Consider the following 15,954-nt stretch of genomic DNA (forward strand, 5'->3'; position numbering starts at 1 on the left):
ACGAGGGAGAACCGTGGGCAGCTGGACCCTGTACCGGGACGGAAAGACCATCGCACCGGGGGAGGTGGTGGCGCCGGGACAACGACTGAGCTGGCCGCGCACCCTCGGCATCGGTGCCCAGCACGTGGTGGCGATGTTCGGCGCCACCTTCCTGGTGCCGTTGCTCACCGGCTTCCCCCCGGCGACCACGCTGTTCTTCTCCGCGATCGGTACGGTCGGTTTCCTGCTTATCACCCGCGGCCGGGTGCCCAGCTATCTGGGCTCCTCGTTCGCCTTCATCGCCCCGATCGGCGCGGCGACCGCCTCGCAGGGCATGGCCTCGGCCCTCGGCGGCGTGCTGGTGGTGGGTCTGCTGCTCGCCGCGGTCGGCCTGGTGGTGCACCTGGCCGGGGCGCGATGGATCGACGTGGTGATGCCGCCGATCGTCACCGGAACGATCGTGGCGCTGATCGGGCTGAACCTGGCGCCGGCGGCGTGGGACAACGTCCAGCAGGCGCCCGTGACCGCGGTGGTCACCATCGCCGCGATCGTGCTGATCACCGTGCTCTTCCGAGGGCTGCTGGGCCGGTTGGCGATCCTGCTGGGTGTGGCGGTGGGCTACGCCGTCGCCGTCCTGCGCGGGGAGGTCGTGTTCGAGCAGGTCGCCGACGCCGGCTGGCTCGGCCTGCCGCAGTTCACCGCTCCCCAGTTCGACCTCGCGGTCATGGGGTTGTTCGTTCCGGTGGTGCTGGTGCTGATCGCGGAGAACGTCGGGCATGTGAAGTCGGTGGCCGCGATGACCGGGGAGAATCTGGACGACGTCATGGGCCGCGCGCTGCTGGCCGACGGTGTCGCGACCACGCTGGCCGGCGCCGGCGGCGGATCGGGGACGACCACCTACGCCGAGAACATCGGGGTGATGGCCGCGACGAAGGTCTACTCGACGGCTGCCTACTGGGTGGCGGCCGGTTTCGCGCTGCTGCTGAGCCTGTCGCCGAAGTTCGGTGAGCTGGTGGCCACCGTGCCGGTCGGTGTGCTCGGCGGGGCCGGCACCGTGCTCTACGGCATGATCGGGATCCTGGGTGCGCGCATCTGGGTGCAGAACAAGGTGGACTTCTCCGACCCGGTGAACCTGACGACCGCGGGGATCGCGCTCGTGGTCGGTATCGCGAACTTCACCTGGGTGGCCGGGCAGATGACTTTCGAAGGCATCGCCCTGGGGACCGCCGCCGCGCTCGGGATCTACCACCTGATGCGCGTGATCTCCCGGTGGCGGGGCACCAGCGCGGAGCCGGCCAGCCCGGCCTCGGTCACGACGCAGAAGTAGCGACGGGTCCGCACAGACAAAGAACGCTGGTAGTGGCCCCAGGCGGGGCCCTACCAGCGTTCCACGTGTCGGGGTGGCGGGATTCGAACCCACGACCTCTTCGTCCCGAACGAAGCGCGCTACCAAGCTGCGCCACACCCCGTGTGCGCCCGGCAAGCATAGCCGAGCGAGGGCGCCGGAGAGAAACTGGCGTTGTGTGCGCAGTCACACCGGCGGGCTGGGCTCGCTCAGTTCGCGGTGAGCGTCAGCACGGTCACGCTGGGCCGGCAGGCGAACCGCACCGGGGTGTACGGGCTGGTCCCGATGCCGTTGCTCACGTGGAGGGATGAGGACCCGACAGAGCCGGCGGCACCCGGCCAGCCACTCAGGCCGCTTGCCCTGCTCGTGTCGAGGTCGCAGTTCGTCACCAGGGCGCCGTAGCCGGGGATGCACAACTGGCCGCCGTGGGTGTGGCCGGCCAGGATCAGATCGCAGCCGTCGGCGTGCATGGCATCGAGGACGCGCCGATAGGGCGCGTGGGCGACGCCGAGTCGGAGGGTGGGGGAGCGGTCTGCGCCACCGGACGGGCCGTGTGGGTCGGGCATGCGGTCGCGGTCCAGGTGCGGGTCGTCCACGCCCACCAGCGCGATGCGGTGGCTGCCGAGGTCGATGCCGTCCCTGCGGTTGGTCAGGTCCCGCCATCCGGCCGCCGCGAAGGCGAGGCTGAGCTCGCGTGCCGGGAGATCCTCGGGCGAGGGCGCGTCGTCCTGGCGCCGCGGATCGGGGAGCAGGTAACGAGCGGGGTTCTTGGGCGTGGGGGCGTAGTAGTCGTTGGACCCCAGCACGAACGCCCCGGGGCGTTCCAGCAGCGGCTCCAGCGCCCGCAGTACCGTCGGTAGTGCATCACGGTGGGCCATGTTGTCACCGGTGTTGATGACCAGGTCCGGCTCCCAGGCCGCCAGGCCGCGCAGCCAGCTGACCGTGCGCCGCTGCCGGGGCAGCAGGTGCAGATCGGAGATGTGCAGGATGCGCAGGTCCGGTGAGCCCGCGGCAAGGACGGGCGCGGTGACCTCACGCACGGTGTAGGCCTTGGCCTCGAGGAGAGACCAGGCGAGTGCACCGGCGCCCAGGGCGGTGAGGCCGCCCGCCCATCGCCCGACGGTCGACAGGCCCGGACGGGCGTGCCCGGAACTCAGCATCCGCACGGACTAGTCGTCGTCGTCGTCGGAGTTGTCGTCCGATCCGCCGCCGTTGTCGTCATCGTCCTGGTCCGGCTCCGGCTCTGGCTCGGGTTGACGGCCCTCGCTGATCAGCAGCCCGACGGACGAACCGGGTCGCAACTGCGAACCGGCGCCGGGGCTGGTCCCGGCGACGTTGCCGGCGGGGACACTATCGCTGTAGATGGTCGCGCTGGTGCGCGCCCTGAAGCCCGCATCCTCCAGCGCGTCGGCTGCTGCGCCGGCATTCATGCCCACCACGTTCGGCACGGAACGCCGCTCGCCGAGGATCTCGCGGTCGTCGGCTTCCTCGAAGGTCTCGACGGGCATGCCGTTGACGGCCTGAGACATGTAGTCCTGCCAGATGGGCGCCGCGATATTGCCGCCGTACCAGTACTGGCGCTGCACGCCGTTGATGGTCTCGTTGAACAGCGACTCGCTGCCCTCGGAGTGGCCGACCCAGACGGCGGTGGCGAGCTGGGGGATGTAGCCCACGAACCAGGCGGCCGTGTCCTCATTCGCGGTCCCGGTCTTGCCCGCGATCGGTCGATCCGAGAGTCGCGCGTTCGCACCCGTCCCGCCCGGGCCGGCAACTTCCTGCAGGGCGTAGTTCATCGCGTTGGCGATCCGCGGTTCGAGCACCTGATCGCACTCGGCCTCGGGGACCTCCAGCTCCTCACCATCGGCGTTCACGACGCTTTCGATCGCGACCGGCGTGCAGTACTCCCCGCCGGAGGCGTAGGTGGCGAACGCCGCGGCCATCGTCAGGGGGGCCACCTCGTTGACGCCGAGCGCCATCGACGGCCTGATCGCCATCGAGTAGTCGCCGAACGGCTCGCCGGTTTCGGGATCGATGTACGGCTCGCCCGGGTCGACGGTGGCGTGATGGAAGCCCATCCGCTGCACGGTGTCGGCGATGTCGCACTGGTTGAGCTGGCTCGACATGTTGACATAAGCAGTGTTGACCGACTGCCGTGTCGCCTCCAGGACTGTCATCGGCCCGGTGCCGACGCCTTCGAGGTTCTGCGGCTCGTAGGGGTCGCTGGGTAACGGCAGGAATTGCGGCAGGCAGGAGTTCCAATCCGAGCGCGGGAAGGACTGGTTGCGGGAGCCGTCGACCCGTTCGCTGAGGGAATTCCCGTCGATCAGCCACTGCGTGAGCACGAACGCCTTGAACGCCGACCCGGTCTGGAAGCCGTTCGAGCCACCGTGGGAGTTGTCGGCGTTGTAGTTGACCTGCGTCGCCCGTGGATTCTCGTCCGAGGGCGCTCCGTACGGGGTGTTCTGTGCCATGGCCAGGATCCGGCCGGTGCCGGGCTCCACGGTTGAGGTGGCGGTGGCCACGCCCGAGGAGTCGTCCACCGGGATGTTCGCCACGAGCGCGTCGTAGGCCTGCTGCTGCATGTCCGGGTCGAGGGTGGTGCGGATGGTGAGTCCGCCGCGCACCAGCAGCTGGTAGCGGTCGGCCTGCGTCTCGCCGAATTCGGGGCTGGAGAGGATCTCGGAGCGGACGTAGTCGCAGAAGTAGGTGCTGATACCGGCGTCGCAGCCGTTGGGCGTCGGCGTCGGGTCGAGCATCTCCTCGACCGGGACCGCGACTGCTTCGTCGTGCTCCTCCTGGGTGATCTCGCCCTGCCGCAGCATCAGGCCCAGCACCGTGTCGCGACGGTTCTGACCGTTCTCCGGGTTGACCACCGGGTTGTGCGCGGCCGGGCTCTGTGTCTGACCCGCCAGCAGCGCCGCCTCCCCGATCGTCAGCTCGGCGGCGCTGTGTCCGAAGAAGTAGCGCGAGGCCGCCTCCACCCCGTACTGCGACGGTCCGAACTGGGCGATATTGAGGTAGCCCTCGAGGATCTGATCCTTGCTGCGGTGCTGTTCCAGCGAGATCGCCAGCTTCGCCTCGCGCAGCTTGCGGCCCAGCGTCGCGGCGGTCGCCGCCGTGATGGCGTCGGCGTCCTCGGCGCGCCGTCCGGCCTCGATCAGCACGTTCTTCACGTACTGCTGCGTGAGGGTGGAGCCGCCCTGGGTGTCCGGGCTGACCAGGTTCTGCACCGCCGCGCGCATCAGACCCTCGGGGTCGACGCCGCTGTGCTCGTAGAACCGGCGGTCCTCCACCGCGATCACGGCTGTCTGCATGTTCTCCGAGATCTGGTCCAGCGGCCGCACGATCCGGTTCTCCAGGTAGAACCGGGCCAGCACCGAGCCGTCGCTGGCCTGGATGACCGTCTGCTCGGAGAGCTCCTCGCTGCCGAGCTCGGTGGGCAGTTCGTCGAACATCTGGGAGGCCGCATCCGTCGTCGCGCCCACGGTCGCCACCGCGGGCATGATGAAGCCGGCCGAGAGCACGCCACCGACGCCGGCCACCATGAGGAAGGCCAGGAACATCGAGACCAGCTGCGCCACGTTGACGGTGCGGGAGGTCGACCCGGAGGGAGAAGCCATGGCCCAAGGGTACGATGCCGGGCTGACAGCGCCTACAGTCCACCCCCTGGAGTGGCCGGTCTCACGTGGCGTCGCCAGCGTTTCCCCGAGTGAGACACCCGAGCGGAGGGCTTCCGTCTATACCACATTCGGGTGTATAACTCACAGCAGTGGCTCCGTGCCACGAGCGATGACATCAGGTAGATCTCGGGGGAGATCTCCGCGGCCCGCCCGAGGCCGTCGGTGATGGATCCGCCACTCACAGTGGAGAGGTGGGCAATGAGTACCAACGTCGACGAAGACTGGACACTCCGGGCAGCGTGCGCGACCCGCTCACCGGATGAGCTGTTCGTCCAGGGCGCCGCGCAACGACAGGCGCGTGAGATCTGCTTCCGCTGTCCGGTGCGGCTGGAGTGCCTCGTGGACGCGCTGGACAACCGGATCCAGTTCGGGGTCTGGGGTGGCATGACTGAGCGCGAGCGCCGTGCGCTGCTGCGCAACGAACCGGACGTGCAGTCCTGGTGGGCGACCCTGGGTGAGCTCGACGCCGCCGAACTCGACGAGTTCGTCGGCGTCCGCCGCATCCGCCGCAGCTCACGAGCGGTGGGTGCACGCCCCTGAGCGAGTCCAGCCGGCGGCGCGAGGGAGGTCCGGATGCGTAGGATCGCCCCATGACACGCTGGGAGTACGCGACCGTTCCATTGATCATCCACGCCACCAAGCAGATCCTCGACCAGTGGGGCGAGGACGGCTGGGAGCTCGTCCAGGTCATCCAGGGCCCGGACAGCGGCCTGGTGGCCTACCTCAAGCGCGAGAAGCAGTGACGCCCTCGCAACGCCTCGCCGCGCTCGGCATCGAGCTGCCCGACGTCGTCCCGCCGGTGGCCTCCTACACCCCGGCGGTCCGCCAGGGGCAGGTCGTCTACACCGCCGGCCAGCTGCCGCTGGTGGAGGGCGAGCTACTGCACACCGGCAAGGTCGGCGAGGGTGAGGGCCTGGTCAGCGAGGCCGACGCGAAGGCCGCCGCGCGGGCGGCGGCCCTGAACGCCGTCGCCGCCGCTGCCTCCGTGGCCGGCGGCATCGACCACATCTCCGGAGTGGTCAAGGTCGTCGGCTTCGTGGCCTCCGAGGCGACCTTCACCGGCCAGCCGCGCGTCATCAACGGCGCCTCGGACCTGCTGCAGGAGATCTTTGGCGACGCGGGCGTGCACGCACGCTCCGCCGTCGGGGTCGCCGTGCTCCCGATGGACGCCCCGGTCGAGGTGGAACTGATCGTGGAGGTGGGTGCCTGAGGCTGAGCCTCAGCGTGCCCGGTGGGTGAGCCGGTCCAGGTCGACGAGGATCACGGTGCGGCCCTGCAGCTGGATCCAGCCACGGTTGGAGAACTCCGCCAGTGCCTTGTTCACCGTCTCGCGGGTGGCGCCCACCAGCTGGGCGAGCTCCTCCTGGGTGAGGTCGTGGGTGACGCGCAGACCGCCGTCGATCCGTTCGCCGAAGCGGCGGCCCAGGTCCAGCAGCGCCTTGGACACCCGGCCCGGCACGTCGGAGAAGATGAGGTCGGAGACTTTGTCGTTGGTCTGGCGCAGCCGCAGCGCGAGCGAGCGCAGCAGGTGCTGGGAGACCTCGGGACGCTGATCCAGGATCTGCAGCAGCCCCTGGTGGCTCAGCTCGACCAGCTCGGTGGTGGCTAGGGCGGTCGCGGTGGCGGTGCGCTTGCCGGGGTCGTACAGCGAGACCTCACCGAGGATCTCCCCGGGGCCGAGGATGGCGAGCAGGTGCTCGCGCCCGTCGGGAGCCATGTGCCCGAGCTTGACCTTCCCCGAGCCGAGGACGAACAGCCGGTCGCCGGCGGACCCCTCATGGAAGATCTCCTCGCCGCGGCGGAACGTGAGCTCGGCGGTGCGCTCGCGGACCGCGCGGTAGCTCTCGTCGCTCAGTTCGGCGAAGAGTGGGGCGGATCGGACCACGGCCTCGTCCATCAGAAGATTCCCTTCGTCTCGCTGTGAGGTCAGCCACAGTCTGCCACTGTCGTGGTCGCTGGTGCGCCACCGACCCAGCCTACGGCGGGATCGTTATCGGGTCGCGTCCTCACTTCAGCCGGTGCAGCCACTCGATCAGCAGCTCACCGACCTGCTCCGGTGCCTCCTCCGGCAGCCAGTGCCCGGCCCCGGTCACGCTCACCCGGGAGTATGCGCCGCGGACGTAGTCGCCGTCCCGCCGGAAGGACGACTCCGAGAACACCGGGTCGGCGGTGCCGCTCAGGGAGAGCACCGGCACGTCGATCGATGTGTTCACGGCCGAGCGGTAGCGCTGCCCGTCCATCCTCGGGGTCGAGCGCAGCGACCAGCGCAACTGCTCCATCGCGCTGTGCGCCACGAACGGCAGCCGCATCGCCTGGGTGTACAGGTCCACGCCGTCGGGCTCCCAGCCGGGGGCGCCCCAAGCGCGCAGGAGGCGGGCGACGCCGTCGGCGTGGGTGAAGGAGCGCTCGGGGAACCAGGGCACCTGGAACTTCGCCAGCGACTTCAGCGTGGACGCCGGCGCCACCCGTGCCATCGGGGTGTGCAGGGGTACGGGATGCGGGGCTGCGAGCACCCCGACGGCGCGGGTCACGTCCGGCGCGAGTGCCGGCATCGACCAGGCCACCTGCCCGCCCAGGCCGTGCCCGATCACGACGGCGGAGCTCGCCCCGAGCGAGCCGATCACCCCGCGTACGTCCGCCACCATCGAGGGGGTGTCGTGCCGCGAGGGCGGCTTGTCGGAGCCGCCGTAGCCTCGCAGGTCCATCGCCGCCACCCGGTAGCCGGCTTCGGCGAGCGCCGGGATCTGCGAGCGCCATGCCCACCACAGCTGCGGGAACGCGTGCAGCAACACCACCAGCGGCGCCCGGCCGTCGTCGGCGCCGGCCTGGGCCACGTGGAAGCGGCCGCCGTTCGCGGCCACCATCCGGTGGGTCCAGGGGCCGGGCTGCTGCACGAGGGCCGGGTCGGGTGTCACGAGAGGCGAGGCTACCCGCCTCCGACACAAGTTCCAGGCACCGACCGGGGGTGCACCACGGGTCGATGCCTGGAACCTGTGTCCGGGAGGTCTGGCGCGGGATCAGTCCTGGGCGGACGAACCCTGCATGCCCCCGCTGATCTGGTCCATCACCGAGCTGTCCGCCAGCGTGGTCACGTCCCCCACCTCGCGGTGCTCGGCCACGTCGCGCAGCAGCCGGCGCATGATCTTGCCGGAGCGGGTCTTCGGCAGCTCGGCCACCACCAGGATCGAGCGCGGCTTGGCGATCGGGCCGATCTCGGAGGCCACGTGGGCCCGCAGCGCAGCCACCACGTCCGCTCCCTCGCCGGCCTCGTCGGTCTTCTCCTTGGCGTCCCCGCGCAGGATGACGAACGCGACCACGGCCTGGCCGGTGGTGTCGTCACTGGCGCCGACCACCGCCGCCTCGGCGACCCACTCGTGGGAGACCAGGGCCGACTCGATCTCGGTGGTCGAGAGCCGGTGGCCGGAGATGTTCATGACGTCATCGACCCGGCCGAGCAGCCAGATGTCGCCGTCGGCGTCGTACTTGGCGCCGTCGCCGGCGAAGTAGGTGCCGGGGAAGCGGGACCAGTAGGTCTCGGAGAACCGCTTCTCATCACCCCAGATGCCGCGCAGCATGGACGGCCAGGGCTCGTCGAGCACCAGGTACCCGCCGCCCCCGGGGCCGACCGCCTCCCCGGCGTCGTCCCAGATGCCCACCGAGATCCCCGGCAGCGGCACCTGCGCGGACCCGGGCTTGGCGGCGGTGACCCCCGGCAGCGGGGAGATCATGATCGCGCCGGTCTCGGTCTGCCACCAGGTGTCCACGATCGGGGCCTTGTCCCCGCCGATCACGCGGCGGTACCACATCCACGCCTCGGGGTTGATGGGCTCGCCGACGCTGCCCAGCACCCGGAGCGTCGACAGGTCGAACTTGCCCGGGACCTCCTCGCCCCACTTCATGCAGGTGCGGATCGCCGTCGGGGCGGTGTAGAGCAGGGTGACGCCGTACTTCTCGACGATCTCCCACCAGCGGCCCTGGTGCGGGGTGTCCGGGGTGCCCTCGTAGAGCACCTGGGTGGCGCCGTTGATGAGCGGGCCGTAGGTGACGTAGGAGTGGCCGGTGACCCAGCCGACGTCGGCGGTGCACCAGTAGACGTCGGTCTCGGGCTTGAGGTCGAAGACGTTCCAGTGCGTGTAGGCGGTCTGGGTGAGGTAGCCGCCGGTGGTGTGCAGGATGCCCTTGGGCTTTCCGGTGGTGCCGGAGGTGTAGAGGATGAACAGCGGGTGCTCGGCCTCGACGGCGACCGGCGTGTGCTCCTCGGAGGCCTCGGCCAGCGCGTCGTGCCACCACACGTCGCGCCCCTGCGTCCAGGCCACGTCCTGCTCGGTGCGCCGCACCACGAGCACGTGCTTGACGCTGGTCTCGCCCTTGGCGAGCGCGTCGTCGACGGCGGGCTTGAGGGTGCTCGGCTTGCCCCGGCGGTAGCCACCGTCCGCGGTGATCACCGCGGTGGCATCGGCGTCGATGATGCGCGAGTACAGCGCCTCGGCGGAGAAACCGCCGAAGACGACCGAGTGCGCGGCGCCGATCCGGGCGCAGGCCAGCATCGCGATGACGGCCTCGGGGATCATCGGCAGGTAGATGGCCACCCTGTCACCCGTACGAACCCCCAGCGACTCCAGCGCGTTCGCGGCCTTGGACACCTCGCGCTTGAGGTCGGCGTAGGTGAGGGTGCGGGTGTCACCGGGCTCGCCCTCGAACAGGATGGCGGCCCGGTCCCCGTGACCGGCCTCGACGTGGCGGTCCACGGCGTTGTAGGCGGCGTTGAGGCGGCCGTCGGCGAACCAACGGGCCGTGGGGGCACCGGAGAAGTCGAGCACCTCGGTGAACGGGGTATCCCAGGTGAGGTGGTGGCGGGCCTGCTCGGCCCAGAACTCGAGCCGGTCGGCCTCGGCCTGGGCGTACAGGTCGCCCGTGGCGTTGGCGGCAGCGGCGAACTCCTCCGACGGCGCGAAGGCGCGCGTCTCGGTGAGGAGGTTCTCCAGGGCGGGATTGTGGTCGGTCACGATTCCTCCGGGCAACGGCGGTGGTGCATGGCTACGCGGGCCAGCCTATGCCCAACCGGCCCTGCCGTTGCAGGGGACCGGGCCCTACGCACAGCCCCCGACGACGGACGGCGGCCGGCCCGCAGGTGCAGGCCGGCCGCCGTCGGCAGCGGTGGGTGGGTCAGACCTCGGTGGCGATCTTGCGCCGCTCCTCGCGCCGCCCCTGCCGGCGCGCCCCGTGGGAGATCACGCCGAGGAAGATCAACACCACGCCGTAGAGCAGCAGCCGGCCGGCGTGCCCCTCGGCGACCAGGTGGTCGGAGACGTTCCGCCCGAACTGGCCGAGCCGGTCGAAGTTGCCCGCCTGATCGGTGAGGAAGTCGTTGACGATCGCCGGGACGGCGAGGAAGGCGGCGCCGATGAGCGCGCCGATCGATCCGACGATGATCGATCCGACGGAGGACCAGCGTGCGGCCAGCAGCAGCACGATCACGCAGATCAGGCCCCCGGCCAGCTCCACCAGGCCGGCCACGTTCACGGCGTCGAGGTTGTTCTCCAGCGAGAAGGCGATCCGCTCACCACCATCGGTGAGCAGGTACCAGGAGACCGGCGCGAAGATCAGGGCGATGAGGATGCCCCACCAGTGGGCCGCCGCACGGGAGCGAGGGCCGTCGTCCCAGTCGCTGAACGGATCGTCCTGAGCGGGCTCGGTCCGGACCGGCTCGGCGGCCACCGGCGCGGTGGCCGGCGCCGGGCCCGGGCCGGTGCCCGGCTCGTCCGCGGGTCGGCCGAACCGGCGCGCGCGCTCGTCCCGCAGAGCCGCATCCTCATCCTCGGTCGGAAGCTGGCGGGTGGCCGGCTGCCGGCCGGGGCCAGCGACCGGGGTGGTCGGTGGGGTGTGCGTGCTCGCCGGGGGAGTGGCAGGGGCCGGATCGGCCACGGGCTCACGATGGTCGGCGCCGGCCACGTGCTCGCCGTACGTGGTGCCGGTGCCGGCCGGCGTGCTCGTGTGGTCGGTGGTGCTGGGCTCGCTCAGGGTACCCGGTTCGCGCGGGCCGCCGGCGGTCTCGGGGGTGGTCCCGGTGGCCGTCGCCTCGTCGGGCGCGGCGGTCGGGTCGCGGTCGTCGCGGTCGTTCGGTGGGACGGTGCTCACGTGGTCCTCCAGTTGGCTGGTGCGCACACCGTATCGACGTCGCGGCCGCGCCGCGCGGTGGCACGCCGGGCGCGCCGGAGGGCTCGACGCCGGATCTGTCCACAGGGCGCTGCTCACTGCCACCCCGTCCACAGGCTGTCCTGCCCGGCGGTCGGGTGAGACGGCGTCCGGGGAGGCTGAGGTCGGCGAAGGGAGCAGCCATGAGTCAGGACGCGCCGATGGTGGCGTTGCGGTCGGCACGGGCCGATGTGATCGAGGCGGTCCGCGAGATCGTCGCCCTGGCCGGCCAGCCCGTCGTGGTGCACCCGCCGGGCGCCCCGGCCCCGTCGGTCCGGCTGCTCGTGGACAGCCTCGAGGAGTGCGCTCACGAGGACCCACCCTGGAGCCGGACCGGGTCGCGGTCGGTCACGGTCAGCACCCGTGCGCCGGCGGACCCGCCCGCCGCCGGTGCGCCGGGTCCGCTGCACCTGCCGATCGACGGTCAGGGTCTGCTCTCGCTGGTCCGCTCGGCCACACGCCGGCGTCGTGCCCGCACGATCGGCGTGCTCGGCGCTCGTGGGGGTGCCGGCGCCTCCTGTCTGTCCGCGGCGCTGGCACGGGTGGCCGCCGACCGCGGCTGGGGTGTGGCACTCGCCGATGTCGACGATCCCGGCGGGATGGACCTGTTGCTGGGCATCGAGCACGCGGGCGGGCTCCGCTGGGCGGACGTCGCCACCGGGGGGTCGCTGCCGCACGAACAGCTCTCGGCCGCGCTGCCCTCCTGGGACGGCGTCCGGGTGCTCACTGCGGACTGGCGTGGGGGTCCGCCGGTCGCGGAGGGTGGCGAGGCGCTCGCGGCCCTGGCGGCGGCACACGACGTGCTGGTACTCGACCTCCCGCGTGCCGGCAGCGCCTGGGCGCAGGTGTGCGACGTCGTCTACGTGGTGACCACGTGTGACGTGAGGAGCGCCGCGGCCACCCGGTCGGTCGCCGGCGGGTGGACCGGCTCCGACCTGCGCCTGGTGGTGCGGGGGCCGGCTCCGGGCGGTCTGACCGCCCGCGAGGTCGCCGAGGCCTGCGGGTTGCCGCTGGCGGTGAGCATGCGCGAGGAGCGCAGCCTCGCGCCCGCCCTCGAACGTGGCCTGGCCCCGGGGCAGAACCGCCGCGGCCCGCTGCGCCGGGGCGCTCTCGCGGTGCTGCGCGACCTGAATCTGGCCGACTGATGACCTCCGGTGTGTCGGCGGTCCGGCGCGCACTGCTCGACGGCGGTGCAGAGGTGGGGCCGGATCAGGTCAGCCGTGCCGTGCGCCGCTCTGCCGGGCTGCGGCCCGACGACCAGCTGCTGGCGCTGGATCGCGAGGCGCGCGCGGAGCTGCTCGGCGCCGGCCCCACCCTGCAGCCGCTGCTCGAGGACGAGGCGGTCAGCGACGTCATCGTCAACGGGGACGGGTCGGTGTGGGTGGACCGCGGCACCGGCCTCATCCGCCAGCCTGCTTTGGTGCGCGAACCGCGGGTGCTCGCCACCCGCCTGGCAGCGGCGGCCGGGCAGCGACTCGACGACGCCGCCCCCATCGCGGAGGGGAGACTGCCGGACGGGACGCGCCTGCACGCGATGCTCCCGCCACTGTGTGCGGAGGGAGCCGCGATCTCGTTGCGGACCATGCGCACCCGCGCCTTCGACCTGACACAGCTGCAGGCCTCCGGGATGCTGGGGCCTCGCGGCGCGCAGGTGCTGCAGCGGCTGATCCAGGTGCGGGCGAACGTGCTCGTCAGTGGCGCCACCGGCGCGGGCAAGACCACGCTCGTGGCCAGCGCCCTGTCGCTGGTTCCCCCGGGTGAGCGGATCGTGTGCATCGAGGAAGCCGCCGAGCTCGTCCCGGATCACCCGCACGTGATCCATCTGCAGGTGCGGCGTGCGAACGTGCAGGGTGCGGGCGAGGTGAGCCTGCCGGATCTGGTGCGCACCGCCATGCGGATGCGACCGGACCGCCTGGTGCTGGGGGAGTGCCGTGGGGCGGAGGTACGGGAGGTGCTGGGTGCGCTCAACACCGGCCACGACGGCGGATGGGCCACCATCCATGCCAACACCGCCCGCGATGTCCCGGCCCGGTTGGCCGCCCTCGGTGCGCTCGCCGGGATGAGCCCGTCGACCGTGGCGCTGCAGTCCAGGAGCGCGATCCACGCGGTGCTGCACGTGGTGCGGCGCGAGGGCCGGCGGATGCTGGCGGAGGTGGGGGTCCTGACGTCCGGCGGGAACGACCCGAGCGGTGGGCCCTGGAACGGCGCCGGTCTCACCTGTGAGCTGGCGCTGACGCTCGCGGCCGACGGCGATCTGACGGAGGCGGCTGCCTGGCCCGGATTGGCCCGGACCCTTGATGCGGGAGAGCTGCGATGATGCTCGCGGCCGGCGCCCTGATCGTGCTGGCGACGGCGGTGCTCACCGTGCCGGGGCGTCGCCTCCCACGGGAGTGTCGAGCGGCGGAGCCGGCGGCGGCTGCGGCGTCCGGGCACCGACGAGGCGCCGGTGTGCTCCGGGCCTGGCGGAGCGGGCGTCGGACGCCGACCCCGGTCGGGGCGATTCTGGTCGAGGTGGCGGCACGGCTGCGCACCGGCGCCGCCGTGCAGACCGCCTGGCAGGAGACGTCCCGTCGTCACGGTGACCTGCCCGGAGCGTTGCGGGAGCTGGCCGGGCCCTCCGGCGGTCGTCCGGAGCGCGAGCCCAGGGGTGAGGGTGGGCCGCGCGCGGACGCCGCTGCGGGTGCCCTGGCTGCCGTCCGGATGGCCGAACGCCTCGGGGCGCCACTGGCTGACGTGCTGGAGTCCTGTGCCCGCGGGGTGGCCGAGTCCGAGGAAGCGGCCGCCGGTCGCCGGACGGCCCTGGCCGCCCCGCGGGCCACGGCGCGGCTGCTGGGATGGCTCCCGCTGGCGGGGGTGCTGCTGGGCGTGGCCCTGGGTGTCGACCCGCTCCCGATCCTGCTCGACGGCGGGTGGGGGACCGCCTGCCTGCTGGGTGGCGTCGTGCTGATGGTGGTGGGCCACCGGTGGACCAAGGCATTGGTGGGCATCGCCGAGCGGACGGGGAGCTGAGGCCGTGCAGGCGGCGCTCGCGGTGGTCCTGGTGGCGCTGGCCGCTGTTCCCTGGGCACTGGTCCGGCCACCTCCGGTGGTGGATCAGTCGGGGTCGGCCCAGCGGAGGGCCCAGCGCACGGCCCAGGTCGACCCTGCCGTGCAGCTGGATCTGCTGCAGTGCGCCCTCGCCGCCGGAGCCTCGGTCCCGGCCGCGCTCGATGCCCTCGCCGCCGCGCTCGGGACGGCCCAGGGCGAGCCGTTGCGCCGGGTGGTCACGGCGTTGCGGCTCGGGGCGGACTGGGAGGAGGCCTGGACGCCTCGGGCCGCCGGCGTTCCCGCGTCTCAACGTCCGGGAACGGAGCAGCTCCGCGACTGCCTCGGACCGGCCTGGCAGGACGGGGTCGACCCGGAACCGCTGCTGCGGCAGGCGGCACTGACGATCCGGACCGGCCGCGCCACCCGGGCACGGGAGGCCGCCGCCCGGCTCGGTGTGCGCCTGGTCCTGCCGCTCGGTTGCTGCCTCCTCCCGGCCTTCGCGCTGCTGGGGCTGGTACCGGTGCTGCTGTCCACCGGCACGAGTCTGCTCGGATCCTGACCGAGGCCTGGAGCAGGAGCAGGACGCTCGGACGGGCCGACCCAACCGGGGGCGATGCGTGTGCGTCCACAGCCCGCCACCGGCCACCGGCAGGCGTGACCGGGATCGCAGCACCCTGATGCTCCCGGGGTCGATCGACCCCCGACACGAAGGAGAGCACCATGGGAGCAACCACGATTCACCGGACCCGGCCGGGCGGGCGGCGCAGGCAGGACCGCCAGGGCGCACAGGGGCGTCTCGCCCGTCGATGGGCCCTCGTGCGCGGGCGGGCCGAGGCGGGAATGGCGACGGCGGAGTACGCGATCGCCACCCTCGCGGCGGTAGCCTTCGCCGGTCTGCTGCTGACCATCATGGGCAGCGACCAGGTCCGCGGGATGCTGCTGGGCATCATCCAGCAGGCCCTCTCGATCGGCGGCTGAGGTGGCCGGCGTCCGTGCACCGCGCGAGCGCGGATCGGTGACGGCCGAGCTGGCCGTGCTGCTGCCGGCCGTGGTGCTCGTGCTCGTGATCGTGCTGACGGCGGCGGCCGCCGGGGCCGCCCACGTGCGGTGCGCGGACGCTGCCCGCGCCGGTGCCCGCGCCGCCGCACTCGGGGAATCCCCCGCGGAGGTGGAGGCGATTGCCGAGCGGCTCGCCGGCGGCCGGGCGCAGGTGCAGGTCTCGCACCAGGGGCAGTGGGTGCGGGTCGAGGTCCGCGCCACCCTGCCGCTGGGGCCGCTCGCCGGCTTGATCCCCATCTCCGCCCAGCTCAGCACCCCGGTCGAGCCCGGGCTGACCGGGGCGCTGCCATGACCTCGGTGATGGCGCCCGCCGCCCGGGACCGGGGATCGGCCACCGTGCTCGTGCTGGCGATCCTGGCGGCCGGACTCGTGCTGATGGTTCTTCTCGGCGCTCTCGTGCACGCGAGCGTGGCCCGCGGTACGGCACAGGCGGCTGCCGATCTCGCCGCGATCGCGGCCGCCGGGGAGGCCGCCTCCGGTGGGCCGGACCCGTGCGCGCTCGCCGAACGGGTCGCCGAGCGCAACGGCGGGCAGCTGAGCTCGTGCGCCGTGGGCGATGGTGCCCTGACCGACGTCGAGGTGCGGGTACCGGCCACGCCGCTGCCGGGCTGGGACCAGGTGGCGGTCGCGGCCGCCCGTGCCGGGCCCGTCGGGCTGTGACGGTGCCGG

At 72.3% G+C, this 15,954-nt stretch carries 17 protein-coding genes and 1 tRNA gene; 11 read left to right on the forward strand and 7 right to left on the reverse strand.

Annotated features, from left to right (window positions below):
• The first annotated feature begins 13 nt into the window (after positions 1–13).
• Positions 14–1,306: a uracil-xanthine permease family protein gene (locus LQF12_RS01915; RefSeq protein WP_231054321.1), complete on the forward strand. Its 1,293-nt coding sequence runs from the start codon at positions 14–16 to the stop codon at positions 1,304–1,306.
• Positions 1,307–1,374: 68 nt separating this feature from the next.
• On the opposite strand, the gene LQF12_RS01920 is transcribed toward LQF12_RS01915, so the two are convergent.
• The 3 genes from LQF12_RS01920 to LQF12_RS01930 form a co-directional block, all read right to left on the reverse strand.
• Positions 1,375–1,448: transfer RNA gene (locus LQF12_RS01920), tRNA-Pro, on the reverse strand.
• A gap of 85 nt (positions 1,449–1,533) precedes the next feature.
• On the reverse strand, positions 1,534–2,484 hold the full coding sequence (locus tag LQF12_RS01925) for a metallophosphoesterase (RefSeq protein ID WP_231055485.1): 951 nt from the start codon (positions 2,482–2,484) through the stop codon (positions 1,534–1,536).
• Between the two features lie 9 nt (positions 2,485–2,493).
• On the reverse strand, positions 2,494–4,944 hold the full coding sequence (locus LQF12_RS01930; protein WP_231054322.1) for a penicillin-binding protein: 2,451 nt from the start codon (positions 4,942–4,944) through the stop codon (positions 2,494–2,496).
• A gap of 258 nt (positions 4,945–5,202) precedes the next feature.
• On the opposite strand from LQF12_RS01930, the gene LQF12_RS01935 reads away from it, so the two are divergent.
• From LQF12_RS01935 to LQF12_RS01945, 3 genes are read left to right on the forward strand one after another with little or no spacing between them, the layout of a single operon-like run.
• Positions 5,203–5,544 carry a WhiB family transcriptional regulator gene (locus tag LQF12_RS01935; RefSeq protein ID WP_231054323.1) on the forward strand — a complete coding sequence of 114 codons (342 nt, stop codon included), beginning with the start codon at positions 5,203–5,205 and terminating at the stop codon, positions 5,542–5,544.
• 50 nt (positions 5,545–5,594) lie between these two features.
• The gene (gene sp36, locus LQF12_RS01940; RefSeq protein ID WP_231054324.1) at positions 5,595–5,747 is read left to right on the forward strand and encodes a Sp36 family protein; all 153 of its coding nucleotides are present in this window, start codon (positions 5,595–5,597) and stop codon (positions 5,745–5,747) included.
• On the forward strand, positions 5,744–6,214 hold the full coding sequence (locus LQF12_RS01945; RefSeq protein WP_231054325.1) for a RidA family protein: 471 nt from the start codon (positions 5,744–5,746) through the stop codon (positions 6,212–6,214). The genes sp36 and LQF12_RS01945 overlap by 4 nt, the downstream gene beginning before the upstream one ends.
• Before the next feature lie 9 nt (positions 6,215–6,223).
• Here the strand turns inward: LQF12_RS01945 and LQF12_RS01950 are convergent, their stop codons facing one another.
• The 4 genes from LQF12_RS01950 to LQF12_RS01965 all read right to left on the reverse strand — a co-directional run bounded on the left by LQF12_RS01950 (position 6,224) and on the right by LQF12_RS01965 (position 11,142).
• Positions 6,224–6,901, reverse strand: a complete 678-nt coding sequence (locus LQF12_RS01950) for a Crp/Fnr family transcriptional regulator (RefSeq protein WP_231054326.1) — start codon at positions 6,899–6,901, stop codon at positions 6,224–6,226.
• 109 nt (positions 6,902–7,010) lie between these two features.
• Positions 7,011–7,919, reverse strand: coding sequence for an alpha/beta fold hydrolase (locus LQF12_RS01955; protein WP_231054327.1), 909 nt, complete (start codon positions 7,917–7,919; stop codon positions 7,011–7,013).
• Between the two features lie 102 nt (positions 7,920–8,021).
• Positions 8,022–10,010 carry an acetate--CoA ligase gene (gene acs, locus LQF12_RS01960; RefSeq protein WP_231054328.1) on the reverse strand — a complete coding sequence of 663 codons (1,989 nt, stop codon included), beginning with the start codon at positions 10,008–10,010 and terminating at the stop codon, positions 8,022–8,024.
• A gap of 160 nt (positions 10,011–10,170) precedes the next feature.
• Positions 10,171–11,142, reverse strand: coding sequence for a hypothetical protein (locus LQF12_RS01965; RefSeq protein ID WP_231054329.1), 972 nt, complete (start codon positions 11,140–11,142; stop codon positions 10,171–10,173).
• Between the two features lie 200 nt (positions 11,143–11,342).
• On the opposite strand from LQF12_RS01965, the gene ssd reads away from it, so the two are divergent.
• The 7 genes from ssd (at position 11,343) to LQF12_RS02000 (ending at position 15,945) form a co-directional block, all read left to right on the forward strand.
• On the forward strand, positions 11,343–12,344 hold the full coding sequence (gene ssd / locus LQF12_RS01970; RefSeq protein WP_231054330.1) for a septum site-determining protein Ssd: 1,002 nt from the start codon (positions 11,343–11,345) through the stop codon (positions 12,342–12,344).
• The gene (locus LQF12_RS01975; protein WP_231054331.1) at positions 12,344–13,516 is read left to right on the forward strand and encodes a TadA family conjugal transfer-associated ATPase; all 1,173 of its coding nucleotides are present in this window, start codon (positions 12,344–12,346) and stop codon (positions 13,514–13,516) included. Before ssd ends, LQF12_RS01975 begins: the two co-directional genes overlap by 1 nt.
• On the forward strand, positions 13,513–14,208 hold the full coding sequence (locus tag LQF12_RS01980; RefSeq protein WP_231054332.1) for a type II secretion system F family protein: 696 nt from the start codon (positions 13,513–13,515) through the stop codon (positions 14,206–14,208). Before LQF12_RS01975 ends, LQF12_RS01980 begins: the two co-directional genes overlap by 4 nt.
• Positions 14,209–14,212: 4 nt before the next feature.
• Positions 14,213–14,785, forward strand: coding sequence for a type II secretion system F family protein (locus LQF12_RS01985; protein WP_231054333.1), 573 nt, complete (start codon positions 14,213–14,215; stop codon positions 14,783–14,785).
• A 161-nt stretch (positions 14,786–14,946) separates the two neighbouring features.
• Positions 14,947–15,204: a DUF4244 domain-containing protein gene (locus LQF12_RS01990; protein ID WP_231054334.1), complete on the forward strand. Its 258-nt coding sequence runs from the start codon at positions 14,947–14,949 to the stop codon at positions 15,202–15,204.
• A 1-nt stretch (position 15,205) separates the two neighbouring features.
• Positions 15,206–15,577, forward strand: coding sequence for a TadE family type IV pilus minor pilin (locus tag LQF12_RS01995; protein ID WP_231054335.1), 372 nt, complete (start codon positions 15,206–15,208; stop codon positions 15,575–15,577).
• On the forward strand, positions 15,574–15,945 hold the full coding sequence (locus LQF12_RS02000) for an Rv3654c family TadE-like protein (protein ID WP_231054336.1): 372 nt from the start codon (positions 15,574–15,576) through the stop codon (positions 15,943–15,945). The genes LQF12_RS01995 and LQF12_RS02000 overlap by 4 nt, the downstream gene beginning before the upstream one ends.
• The last annotated feature ends 9 nt before the right edge of the window (positions 15,946–15,954 follow it).

The sequence above is a fragment of the Ruania suaedae genome (assembly GCF_021049265.1).
GTDB classification, from domain to species: Bacteria; Actinomycetota; Actinomycetes; order Actinomycetales; family Beutenbergiaceae; genus Ruania; species Ruania suaedae.

Bases quoted from the DNA above. Each gene is read 5' to 3' on its own strand.
- LQF12_RS01925 (WP_231055485.1), bottom strand. From the start codon at position 2,484: ATGCTGAGTTCCGGGCACGCCCGTCCGGGCCTGTCGACCGTCGGGCGA.
- LQF12_RS01930 (WP_231054322.1), bottom strand. From the start codon at position 4,944: ATGGCTTCTCCCTCCGGGTCGACCTCCCGCACCGTCAACGTGGCGCAG.
- LQF12_RS01935 (WP_231054323.1), top strand. From the start codon at position 5,203: ATGAGTACCAACGTCGACGAAGACTGGACACTCCGGGCAGCGTGCGCG.
- sp36 (WP_231054324.1), top strand. From the start codon at position 5,595: ATGACACGCTGGGAGTACGCGACCGTTCCATTGATCATCCACGCCACC.
- LQF12_RS01950 (WP_231054326.1), bottom strand. From the start codon at position 6,901: ATGGACGAGGCCGTGGTCCGATCCGCCCCACTCTTCGCCGAACTGAGC.
- ssd (WP_231054330.1), top strand. From the start codon at position 11,343: ATGAGTCAGGACGCGCCGATGGTGGCGTTGCGGTCGGCACGGGCCGAT.
- LQF12_RS01975 (WP_231054331.1), top strand. From the start codon at position 12,344: ATGACCTCCGGTGTGTCGGCGGTCCGGCGCGCACTGCTCGACGGCGGT.
- LQF12_RS01980 (WP_231054332.1), top strand. From the start codon at position 13,513: ATGATGCTCGCGGCCGGCGCCCTGATCGTGCTGGCGACGGCGGTGCTC.
- LQF12_RS01990 (WP_231054334.1), top strand. From the start codon at position 14,947: ATGGGAGCAACCACGATTCACCGGACCCGGCCGGGCGGGCGGCGCAGG.
- LQF12_RS02000 (WP_231054336.1), top strand. From the start codon at position 15,574: ATGACCTCGGTGATGGCGCCCGCCGCCCGGGACCGGGGATCGGCCACC.